Here is an 11,455-nt window from a genome sequence, read left to right on the forward strand (position 1 = left end):
TCTACCCGTTCTGGCGCGCGGTGCTCGGCTACGTCCCCGAGGAGCTGCCCGAGGCCGACGACCCGTCCCCGGCGCTCACGGGCACGGTCGTGCTGGGCTACGCGGAGACCGCCACCGCGCTCGGCCACGGCGTCGCCGAGGCGCTCGGGGCCCGCTACCTGCACTCGACGCGCCGCGCGGTGCCCGGGGTCGCGCTCGCGGGCGGCTTCGAGGAGCAGCACTCGCACGCGACGTCGCACCTGCTCCTGCCCGAGGACCCCGCGTTCCTCGCGGGACCGGGCCCGCTCGTGCTCGTCGACGACGAGCTCTCGACGGGCCAGACGATCCTCAACACGATCGCCGCGCTGCACGAGCGCTACCCGCGCGGCCGGTACGTCGTCGCCGCGCTGGTCGACGTGCGCTCCGACGCCGACCGGGCGCGCCTGGCCGACCTGGCCGACCGCCTGGGGGTCCGGATCGACGCGGTCGCGCTCGTCGCCGGGACCATCGCGCTCGGGGACGACGTGCTCGCGGAGGGCCGACGGCTCGTCGAGGAGCACTCCGCACCGGACGACGCCGCGCCGGACGCCTCCGGAACACGGCCCGGCGCCGTCGCCCGGCTCGGCACTCTCGGGTGGCCCGCCGACGTCCCGGACGGCGCGCGCCACGGCCTGACCCCGGAGCAGCTCGACCGGCTCGCCGCCGCAGCCCGCGACGCGGCCTCGGCCCTCGCGGAGCACCTCGGCGGCACCGCTCCCTCCGGTGGGGCGACCGCGCAGCGCGTCCTCGTGCTCGGCACCGAGGAGCTCATGCACGCGCCGCTGCTCCTCGCGGCGCGCCTCGCCGACCGGCTCGACGCGCACGGCACCACCGTCGCGTTCTCGTCGACCACCCGCTCCCCCGTCCTCGCGCTCGACGCCGAGGACTACGCGATCCGCACCCGCCTGGTGTTCCCGGACCACGACGAGCCCGCCGACGGGCCCGGCGACAGGTTCGCGTACAACGTCGCGCCCGGCGCCGACCCGCGACGCCGGTTCACGGACGTCGTGGTGGTCGTCGACTCGGCCGGCGACACCCCGGCGCTGAGCGCGCCCGGCGGGCTCCTCGCCCGCGTCGCGGAGCACACCGACCGCGCGCACGTCCTCGTCCTCCCCTCGTACCGGCCCGCCGCCGGAGCACCCCACCCGCAGGAGACCACCCCGTGACCGCGACCACGCCCACCCCGCTCCCGCCGCCGCTGCGCGGACCGGAGTTCGGGAGCTACGCCGCCGACGAGGTCGCCTGGCTGCTCACCGACCTCACCCACGTCGCGCTCGAGGCACCGCTCGAGGAGCGCGAGGAGGCCATCCAGGCGGGTCAGGCGCACTACGCCGAGTCGCTCCCGGTCGAGTACCAGCCGAGCGCCGAGTACCAGGAGCTGTTCCACGAGTCGCTCGCGGAGTCGGCGGCGAAGCTCGCGCACGCTGTCGGCGTCGTCACCGAGCTCACGCTCGCCGAGCGGGGCCGGGGCGCCGTGCTGGTCTCGCTCGCGCGCGCCGGGACCCCCGTCGGGATCCTCATGCGCCGCTGGGCGCGCGAGGTGCACGGGCTGGACCTCCCCCACTACGCGGTGAGCATCGTGCGTGGGCGCGGGATCGACACGGTCGCGCTGCGTCACCTCGCCGCGCACCACCGCCCGCAGGACGTCATGTTCGTCGACGGGTGGACCGGCAAGGGCGCGATCGTGCGCGAGCTGACCGCGGCGGTCGCGGAGGCGAACGTGGCGCTCGGGCTCGGTGCGGGCGAGGGCTTCCGCCCGGACCTCGCCGTGCTGGCCGACCCCGCGGGCTGCGTCGAGCTCTACGGCACCCGCGAGGACTACCTCATCCCGTCGGCGTGCCTGAACTCGACGGTGTCCGGCCTGGTGTCCCGCACGGTGCTCAACGACGACCTCATCGGGCCCGGGGACTTCCACGGCGCGAAGTTCTACGCCGAGCTGGCCGACGCGGACGTCTCGAACCGGTTCCTCGACGCGGTCTCGGAGCGCTTCGCCGAGGTCGCCGACGACGTCGCGCGCGACTGGCCGGTCCTCGCCGCGAGCGACCGCACGCCCACGTGGAGCGGCTGGGCGACCGCCGAGCGGCTGAGCGTCGAGCACGGCATCCACAGCGTCAACCTCGTCAAGCCCGGGGTCGGCGAGACCACGCGCGTGCTGCTGCGCCGGGTCCCGTGGAAGGTCCTGGTCCGCCGCCGCGCCGACCCGGAGCTCGCGCACGTCCTGCTGCTCGCCGAGCAGCGCGGCGTCGAGGTCGTCGAGGTGCCCGACCTGTCGTACCGCTGCGTCGGCCTCGTCCACCCGGGGTTCACGCGCGGGGCCCGCTCGGGCGACGACGTGCTCGCGACGGAGGTCCGCGCATGACCGCCCGCCCGACGCCCACCCCGCGCACGGCCCCGGCCCACCCGGCAGGCCCGGGAACGGGCCCGACGGTCGTCGCGTGCGACCTCGACCGCACGCTCATCTACTCGCGCGCCGCGATGGCACTGCCGGACGGCCCCGAGCCGGCGGTCGTGTGCGTCGAGCACTACGACGGCGCCCCGCTGTCATACGTCACGGAGCGCGCCGAGCGTCTGCTCGTCGAGCTGGCGGCGGCCGCCGTCGTCGTCCCCACGACCACGCGCACGCGCGCGCAGCTCGCCCGCATCCGCATCCCCGGACCGCCGTCGCCCTACGCGATCGCGGCCAACGGCGGCATCCTGCTGGTCGACGGCGAGCCCGACGCCGCCTGGACGGCCGCGGTCCGCGAGCTGCTCGCCGCGACCAGCGTCCCTCTCGCCGACGTCCGCGAGCACATGCGCACCGCGTTCGACGACGCGTGGACCCTGTCCCGCCGCGAGGCCGAGGAGCTGTTCTGCTACGCGGTCGTCGACCGCGCCGCGCTGCCCGAGGGCTTCGTCGCGGACCTGTCCGGGTGGGCCGCCGAGCGCGGCTGGACCGTCTCGCTGCAGGGCCGCAAGCTCTACGTCGTCCCGTCGGCGCTGACCAAGGGCGCCGCGGTGACGGCGCTCGCGGACCGGGTCGGTGCCACGCGCGTGCTCGCCGCGGGCGACTCGCTGCTCGACGCCGACCTGCTCGACGCCGCGCACGCGGGCGTGCGCCCGGCGCACGGCGAGCTCGCCGAGAGCGGCTGGACCCGTCCGCACGTGGCCGTCACCGCGCGCGCCGGGATCCTGGCGGGCGAGGACGTGCTGACGTGGCTGCTCGGCGAGGTCGCGCGCGGCGCGGTCGGCGCGCACACCGCGTCCGTGACCGCCTGACCGGCCGTCCCCCCGACGGGTCCCCCCGGCCGGGCCCTGCGTCCGCGCGACGCGTGCTGTCACACTGGGACGGGGACGAGGCCGTCCCGAGGACCGGCACGAGGACGCGGGAGGTCGGCATGACCCAGCTCTACCCCGCCGCGCTCCTCCCCGGCTCCGCCCTGCTCCCGGCGCGGCGCGACGAGTCGTTCGAGCGGTTCGCGCGCGTCGCGCAGCGCCACCTCGGCGTCCCGCTCGCGCTCGTGTCGCTCGTCTCGCAGGAGGGGCAGGTGTACCCCGGCGCGGCCGGGCTGCCCCCGGACATCGACGAGTCCCGGCACACGCCCCTGACGCACTCGTTCTGCAAGTACGTCGTCGCCGACCGGTCCCCGCTCATCGTCGACGACGCCCGCCGCGTCGCCCTGCTCAAGGACAACCCCGCGATCCCCGAGCTCGACGTGATCGCGTACGCGGGCTACCCGCTGCTCGACGACACGAACGCGGTGGTCGGGTCGATGTGCGTGATCGACCACGTGCCGCGCCGCTGGACGGCCGACGAGCTCGCGCTCCTCGAGGACCTCGCGGCGGCGTGCAGCTCCGAGCTGCGGCTCCGGGGCGAGCGTGAGCGGGCGCGCCGCTCGCAGCAGCAGGCGACGCTCGCGTACCGCCAGGCCGGGCTGCTCCTGCTCGTGAGCGACGCGTTCCAGGACGTCCTCACGGTCGACGACGTCGCGGCGACCTCGGCGCGCGTCGCGGACACGGGGCTGGGCGCCACGACGTCCGGCATCGCGCTGCTCGACCCGGACCGCCGGGGCCTGACGTACACGACGGTCGAGCGGTTCACCGACGACTTCGACCCGCGCTGGCAGCGCGCACGCATCGACGAGGACCGGCCCGCGGCGCACGTGGCCCGCACGCGCGAGCCGCTGTTCTTCCGGGACAACGCCGAGCTCGTCGCGCGGTTCCCGGCGATGGCGCGTCCGACGACCCGCGACGCCGGGGCGAGCGCCGTCCTGCCGCTCGTGTCCGGGCAGGAGCTGCTCGGCGTGCTCACCCTCGGCTGGCGCCTGCCGCGCGAGTTCGACGAGGGCAACCGGACGATCAAGAACGCGCTCGCGGCGTACACCGCCCAGGCGCTGCAGCGCGCGCAGCTGCTGGAGCAGCGCCGCGACGTCGCGCGCACGCTCCAGGACGCGATGCTCACCGCCCTGCCCGAGCCGGCGCACCTGCGCCTGGGTGCCCACTACCTGCCCGCGGGGCGCGCGGACCGCGTCGGCGGGGACTGGTACGACGCGATCGAGCTGCCCGACGGCGGCGTCGCGCTCATGGTGGGCGACGTGACCGGTCACGACATGGACGCCGCCGCGCGCATGGGCCAGCTGCGCTCGACGCTGCGCGCGTTCGCGTGGGACCACCCCGACACCCCGTCCTCGTGGCTCACCCGGCTCGACCGGGCCATCGAGGGCCTGGGCCTCGGGACCATCGCGACGGCCCTCGTCGGGCGCATCGACCGCGACCCGGGCACCGGCGCGTACCGGTTCACCTGGTCGAGCGCCGGGCACCCCGCGCCCGTCCTCGTGCGGCCCGGGCTGCAGAGCGCGGCGCTGCGGGCACCGCAGAACGACCTGCTCCTCGGCGTCGACGCCCGCACGACCCGCCACGACCACACCGACGCGCTCGAGCCCGGCGAGACGCTGCTGCTGCACACCGACGGGCTCATCGAGCGTCGGGGGACGTCGCTGCAGGACGAGGCGAGCGCGCTCGTCGAGGCCGCCGGCAGGCTCGCGCACCTCGACCCCGCCCAGCTCGTCTCGGCGCTCGCCCGCGGGCTCGTCGCCGGCCAGCCGGCGGACGACGTCGTGCTGCTCGCCGCCCAGGTCATCGACGTGGGCTGAGCCTCGGCGCGCCGGCGGTGGCGTCGAGCTCGCCCCGTCGTGCGGGGTGAGCGCCGGCGCCCGGGCTGCACCGTCGAGCGGGCCTCGGCGCGCCGGTCGACAGCCAGGGCGTCGGGGTGACGGCCGGGGCGCGCGGCCCCGGCCGTCCGCGGTCACTCCCCGGGGTACACGACCCCGACCTGCGCGCGCACGGCGTCGAGCGTCCGCATGACCTCGACCGTGTGGTCCCACGTCATGAGCGGGCTCTGCGTGTCGCCCGCCGCGACCCGGCGCGCGACCTCGGCGGCCTCGTACTGCAGGCCCTTCCTGCCGGGCTGCTCGAACGTCCACACGCGACCGTCGCGGCGCTGCACGCGGAACGACGACGGGCCGTAGAAGTTGCCCGCGACGTGGATGAAGCCCTCGGTGCCCGAGATCGCGGCGGTCGTCGGGGTCTTGGCCCACAGCGTCGTCGAGAGGGTCGCCTGAGTGCGGTCGCCGTAGCTCAGCACGATCGACGCCTGCCCGTCGACGCCGGTCTCGGTCAGCGTGCCGGTCGCGTGCACCGCGTCCGGCACACCGAGGAAGTCGTGCGCGAACGACACCGGGTACACGCCGAGGTCGAGCAGCGCGCCGCCCGCGAGCTGCGGGTCGAACAGCCGGGACGCCGGGTTGAACGGGAAGAACTGCCCGTGGTCGGCGGTGAGGTTGACGATCTCGCCGATCTCGCCGGCGTCGATGACCTGGTGCAGCGCGGCCACGTGCGGCAGGAACCGCGTCCACATGGCCTCCATCACGAAGACCCCGGCGGCCTTCGCGGCGGCGAACACCTGCTCGGCCTCGGCGGCGTTGCGGGTGAACGCCTTCTCGACGAGCACGTGCTTGCCCGCGGCGATCGCGAGCAGCGCGTGCTCGAGGTGCTCGGAGTGCGGGGTCGCGACGTACACGGCGTCGACCTGACGGTCCTCGACGAGGTCGCGGTAGCCGATGTGGGTCGTCGGGACGCCGTGCGCGGTCGCGAAGCGCTCGCAGCGGTCCCGGTTGCGGGAGCCGACGGCGACGAGCTGCGCGCGGGTGTGCGCGTTCACCGCGTCGGCGAAGGCACCGGCGATGTTGCCGGCCCCCAGGATTCCCCAGCGGATGGACGGAGCGGTCGACGGGTCCTCGGTGCGAGCCATGCGGCCAACCTAGTACGGCGCGGCGCGACGGTCCTGCGGGTCGGCGTGACGATCGGCACGTCCGGGCACAGCCCCGCCGTGCGCCGGCGCGGGGTCCGTCGCCTGCGCGGGCGGACCCGGCGACGGACCCGCGGCGGACCCGCTCAGGACTTCGCGGCGGCCTTCTTGCGCGGGGCCGCGGCCTTGCGCGCGGGGGCCTTCTTCTTGACCGGCCCGCGCGCACGCTTCTCCGCGAGGAGCTCCTGCGCACGCTCGGGGGTGATCGACTCGACCGCGTCCTCCTTGCGGAGCGTCGCGTTCGTCTCGCCGTCGGTCACGTAGGCGCCGAAGCGGCCCTCCTTGACGACGATCGGCTTGTTCGACACCGGGTCCTCGCCGAGCTCGCGCAGCGGCGGCGCGGCGGTCGCGCCCCGGCCTCGCTTGGGCTGGGCGTAGATCGCGAGGGCCTCCTCGAGGGTGACCGTGAACATGGCCTCCTCGGACGGGAGCGTGCGCGAGTCGGTGCCACGCTTGAGGTACGGCCCGTAGCGGCCGTTCTGCGCGGTGATCTCGGTCCCGGTCTCCGGGTCGACGCCCACGACGCGCGGGAGCGAGAGCAGGCGCAGCGCGTCCTCCAGCGTGACGGTCTGCAGGTCCATCGACTTGAGCAGGGACGCGGTGCGCGGCTTCGGTGCGGCCGCGAGGGCCCGCTTCTTCGCGGCGGCGCTCAGGCCCGGGTCGATCTCGGGCTCGGGCAGCAGCTCGGTGACGTACGGGCCGTAGCGGCCGCTCTTCGCGACGATCGTCGTGCCCGTCACGGGGTCCTCCCCGAGCACCAGGTCGCCCTCGGGCTGCCTCTCGAAGAGCTCGCGGGCCTTGGGGACCGTGAGCTCGTCGGGGGCGAGGTCCTCCGGCACCGACGCCCGGCGCGGCGTCCCGTCCGGCCCGCTGAGGTCGCGGGTGTCCTCGAGGTAGGGGCCGTAGCGGCCGACGCGCAGCGTGATGCCGTCGCCGATGTCGATCGAGTTGACCTCGCGCGCGTCGATGTCGCCGAGGTTCGCGACGAGGCCGCGCAGGCCGCCGCCGTCCACCCCGGGGTCCTCGCCGAAGTAGAACTGGCTCAGCCACGCGCTGCGCTCGCGGTTGCCCGCGGCGATCTCGTCGAGGTCGGCCTCCATCGCGGCCGTGAAGTCGTAGTCGACGAGCCGGTCGAAGTTCTCCTCGAGCAGCCGCGTCACCGCGAACGCGAGCCAGCTCGGCACGAGCGCCTGCCCGCGGCCGGTCACGTAGCCGCGGTCCTGGATCACCGAGATCGTCGCCGCGTACGTCGAGGGGCGGCCGATCCCGCGCTCCTCGAGCGCCTTGACGAGGCTCGCCTCGGTGTAGCGCGGCGGCGGCGACGTGCGGTGCCCGTCGGCCGTGAGGTCCGTGCCCGTGAGCGCGTCGCCCTCGACCATGTTGGGCAGGCGGGCCTCGCGCTCCTCGGCGGCCTTGTCCTTGCCCTTGGCCTTGCCGGTGGGCTCGTCGGCACCGTCCGCCGCGCCGTCGACCCCGTCGGCGCCCGCGACGGCCGTGGGGGCGTCGTCCTCGTAGCGGTCGGCGTCGCGGCCCTCCTCGTACGCGGCCATGAACCCGCGGAACGTGATGACCGTGCCCGACGCGGCGAACACCGCGTCGACGTCGCCGTCACCGAGCGGCGAGCCCGACGCCCCGGGGGCGCCCAGCCGGGCCGTCGCGCCGATCCGCACCGAGGCCGTCGAGCCGCGCGCGTCCGCCATCTGCGAGGCGACCGTGCGCTTCCAGATGAGCTCGTAGAGCCGGAACTGGTCGCCCGAGAGCTCGCGCGCGACCTGCGCCGGCGTGCGGAACTGGTCCCCGGCGGGCCGGATGGCCTCGTGGGCCTCCTGCGCCCCCTTGGCCTTGCTCGTGTAGACGCGCGCCTTGTCGGGCACGTACTCCGCGCCGTAGAGCTCGCCGGCCTGGCGGCGCGCGGCGTCGATCGCCTGCGACGACAGCGCCGGGGAGTCCGTACGCATGTAGGTGATGTAGCCGTTCTCGTACAGGCCCTGCGCGGTGCGCATCGTCTGGCGCGAGCCCATGCGCAGCTTGCGGCTGGCCTCCTGCTGGAGGGTCGACGTCGTGAACGGCGCGGCGGGCTTGCGCGTGTACGGCTTCGTCTCGAGGCTGCGGACCTCGAACGACGACTCCGCGAGCCCGGCGACGAGGGCGCGTGCGGCGGGCTCGTCGAGGTGGCGCACGTCCTGCTGGCGGAGCCGGCCACGGTCGTCGAAGTCGCGCCCGGACGCGACCCGCTGCCCGTCGACCTGCACGAGCCGCGCGCCGAAGGTGCCCGCGCGGGTCTCGTCGCCGCGCGTGTCGACCTGGCCGAACGTCCCCGTCACGTCCCAGTACTCGGCGGTGCGGAACGCCATGCGCTCGCGCTCGCGCTCGACGACGAGCCGGGTCGCGACGGACTGCACACGGCCCGCGGACAGCCCCTGGCGGACCTTGCGCCACAGGACCGGCGACACCTCGTAGCCGTAGAGGCGGTCGAGGATGCGGCGGGTCTCCTGCGCGTCGACGAGGCGGTCGTCGAGCTCACGGGTGTTCGCGAGGGCCCGCTGGATCGCCTCGCGGGTGATCTCGTGGAACACCATGCGCTTGACGGGGACCTTGGGCTTGAGCTCCTGGAGCAGGTGCCAGGCGATGGCCTCGCCCTCGCGGTCCTCGTCGGTCGCGAGGAAGAGCTCGTCGGACTCCTTGAGGAGCCGCTTGAGCTCCGAGACCTTCTTCTTCTTGTCGGCGTCGACCACGTAGTACGGGTCGAACCCGTTGTCCACGTCGACGGCGAACTTCCCGTAAGGGCCCTTCTTCATGTCCGCGGGCAGCTCGCTCGGCTGCGGCAGGTCGCGGATGTGGCCGACGCTCGCCTCGACGTCGTACCCCTCGCCGAGGTACCCCGCGATCGTGCGCGCCTTGGCGGGCGACTCCACGATGACGAGCTTGCGACCTGCGGACATGCGTTCCTGCTTCCTCGTGGGGTGGGGGACGGTTCGCAGGCCGTGCCCCCGGTGGCGGACGGTCGTCGCCCCGCGCCGGTCCGGCTGGTGCGTCGACACCGTCGCCCCGGCACTCTACGACCTTGCGTCAAGGAGCCTCGACGCGCGCGGTGGCGGCGTGCCGCACCAGGAGGATCACCGCGAACGCGAGCGCGCTCACCGCGACGACGCCGAGCACGGCCCCCGCGTACGCGGTGAGCAGGTCGGCGCGCGCCTCGAGCTCACCGGCGCGGTCCCACGTGCGGCGCAGGGACACGGCGGACGGGACCGCGGCCGCGACCCCGACGAGCCCGAGCAGCAGCGCCCCGGTGCGCGAGCCGGCGACCGAGGACCGCGAGCTGCGGGCGAGGGCGATCTCGCCGGTCGCGGTCCGCGGTGCGTCCCCGGGCACCCCGGGGTGGCGCGCGACGAGCACGCACGTGACGCACGTCCAGAACAGCACGACGAGCACCGCCGCGATGACGTCGCTCGGCCGGTGCCACTGCCCGACGAGCGTCGAGACGCCCGTCGCCGCGGTGTACCCGGCGCCGAGCGCCGCGGCCCACGGCCGGACGCGCGGCGGGACGACGAGCACGAGCACCGCCGAGACGGACGCGGCCGCGGTCGTGTGACCGCTCGGCAGCGCGTTCATCTCCGGCCCGGGGACCCCGAGGTCGGGACGGTCGGTGACGATCCTCTTGATCAGCTGTGTCGTGACGTTCGAGCCCGCGACGAGCACGACGACCTGGATCGCGAGCGCCCACCGCCGGCGGACGAGCGCGATGAGCATCGCCGCGACGAGCACGAGCGCGATGTAGCTGACCGACACGACGTCGAGCACCGGCTCGGCCACGGTCCACAGCGCGCCCTGGCCGTACTCGGCGCCGCGCAGCACGGCCTCCTCGGTCCACTGGCCCGCCCACGTCTCGACGAAGACGCGCCACGTCGCGACGATCCCGAGCACCGCGACGACCGCGACGAGGACGCCGGGCAGGCTGCTGGCGCGTCGGCCGCCGCCGGGCACGTCGCTCGGGACGCGTCCGACGGGCCGCTCTCGGGGTGGGCTCGCACTGGGCACGGCCCCACGGTAGGCGACGCCCGGACTCCTCGTGCGCGGAGGGGCGGCCGGAGCGCACGCGGCCACAGAGAGTTCACAGGGTTCCGTCAGACCCGCCACAGGGTGCGCGCGCACGCTGGGCGGCATGACGCTCACGACGCCCCGGCGCGAACCCCTGACCCGTGCCGACGGGACCGCCGTGCGGGCCCTCGTCGTCGACGACGAGCCCATGCTCGCCGAGCTCCTCTCGACCGCGCTGCGCTACGAGGGCTGGCAGGTCGAGTCCGCGCTGAGCGGGCAGGCCGCGATCGCCGACGCGCGCCGCCTCGAGCCCGACGTGATCGTGCTCGACATCATGCTGCCGGACCTCTCGGGCCTCGAGGTGCTGCGCCGCATCCGCGCGTCCCACCCCTACGTCCCGGTGCTGTTCCTCACCGCGAAGGACGCCGTCGAGGACCGCGTCGCGGGGCTCACCGCGGGCGGCGACGACTACGTGACGAAGCCGTTCAGCCTCGAGGAGGTCGTGGCCCGGCTGCGTGCGCTGCTGCGCCGGGCCGGCGCGGTCGACCAGCGCGAGGAGGCCGTGCTCGTCGTCGGGGACCTGCGCCTCGACGAGGACAGCCACGAGGTCTCTCGGGCCGGCCGCGACATCCGGCTGACCGCGACCGAGTTCGAGCTGCTCCGCTACCTCATGCGCAACCCCCGCCGGGTGCTGTCCAAGGCGCAGATCCTCGACCGCGTGTGGCAGTACGACTTCGGCGGCCAGGCCAACATCGTCGAGCTGTACGTCTCCTACCTGCGGCGCAAGATCGACGCCGGGCACGAGCCGATGATCCACACGCTGCGGGGTGCCGGGTACGTGCTCAAGCCGGCCCCGTGACGGGATCGCCCCGCCGCTGGACCCTCGGGCGGCGCCTCGTCGCGGTGCTGGTGGGGCTGCTCGCGCTCGTCGCGGGCGTCGTGGGAGTCGTCTCGACGCTCGCGCTGCGGGGGACGCTGACCGACCAGGTCGACGCGCGCCTCGCGTCCGCGAGCGCGCGGGCGGCGGACGCGCCGGGCCCGCGGGCGGGCGGGGCC

The 11,455-nt window shown here is 75.3% G+C and carries 8 protein-coding genes and 1 pseudogene; 6 read left to right on the forward strand and 3 right to left on the reverse strand.

The window, feature by feature from the left end:
• From AB6N24_RS21320 to AB6N24_RS21335, 4 genes are all read left to right on the forward strand, one after another.
• Positions 1–1,184, forward strand: a 1,184-nt coding sequence (locus AB6N24_RS21320) for a phosphoribosyltransferase domain-containing protein (protein WP_412871368.1), incomplete at its 5' end; no start/stop codon positions are given.
• Complete coding sequence (locus AB6N24_RS21325) at positions 1,181–2,377, forward strand: cysteine protease StiP family protein (protein ID WP_412871369.1); 1,197 nt, start codon at positions 1,181–1,183, stop codon at positions 2,375–2,377. The genes AB6N24_RS21320 and AB6N24_RS21325, both read left to right, overlap by 4 nt.
• Complete coding sequence (locus AB6N24_RS21330) at positions 2,374–3,273, forward strand: HAD family hydrolase (protein WP_412871370.1); 900 nt, start codon at positions 2,374–2,376, stop codon at positions 3,271–3,273. The genes AB6N24_RS21325 and AB6N24_RS21330 overlap by 4 nt, the downstream gene beginning before the upstream one ends.
• 119 nt (positions 3,274–3,392) lie before the next feature.
• On the forward strand, positions 3,393–5,147 hold the full coding sequence (locus AB6N24_RS21335; RefSeq protein ID WP_412871371.1) for a GAF domain-containing SpoIIE family protein phosphatase: 1,755 nt from the start codon (positions 3,393–3,395) through the stop codon (positions 5,145–5,147).
• 152 nt (positions 5,148–5,299) lie between these two features.
• Here the strand turns inward: AB6N24_RS21335 and AB6N24_RS21340 are convergent, their stop codons facing one another.
• The 3 genes from AB6N24_RS21340 to AB6N24_RS21350 all read right to left on the reverse strand — a co-directional run bounded on the left by AB6N24_RS21340 (position 5,300) and on the right by AB6N24_RS21350 (position 10,399).
• On the reverse strand, positions 5,300–6,304 hold the full coding sequence (locus AB6N24_RS21340; RefSeq protein ID WP_412871372.1) for a Gfo/Idh/MocA family protein: 1,005 nt from the start codon (positions 6,302–6,304) through the stop codon (positions 5,300–5,302).
• Between the two features lie 143 nt (positions 6,305–6,447).
• Positions 6,448–9,303 (reverse strand): type I DNA topoisomerase, encoded by a 2,856-nt coding sequence (topA, locus tag AB6N24_RS21345; protein ID WP_412871373.1) that lies wholly within the window; start codon positions 9,301–9,303, stop codon positions 6,448–6,450.
• A gap of 127 nt (positions 9,304–9,430) precedes the next feature.
• Complete coding sequence (locus AB6N24_RS21350) at positions 9,431–10,399, reverse strand: phosphatase PAP2 family protein (protein ID WP_412871374.1); 969 nt, start codon at positions 10,397–10,399, stop codon at positions 9,431–9,433.
• Positions 10,400–10,523: 124 nt separating this feature from the next.
• Here AB6N24_RS21350 and AB6N24_RS21355 point away from each other — a divergent pair, with 124 nt between their 5' ends.
• Entirely contained in the window at positions 10,524–11,258 is a 735-nt protein-coding gene (locus tag AB6N24_RS21355; protein ID WP_412871375.1) for a response regulator transcription factor, read from the forward strand.
• A pseudogene (locus AB6N24_RS21360) lies at positions 11,255–11,455 on the forward strand (sensor histidine kinase); the annotation flags it as partial. The gene AB6N24_RS21355 and the pseudogene AB6N24_RS21360, both read left to right, overlap by 4 nt.

It is taken from the genome of Cellulomonas jepli, assembly GCF_047229345.1.
Classification (GTDB): domain Bacteria; phylum Actinomycetota; class Actinomycetes; order Actinomycetales; family Cellulomonadaceae; genus Cellulomonas_A.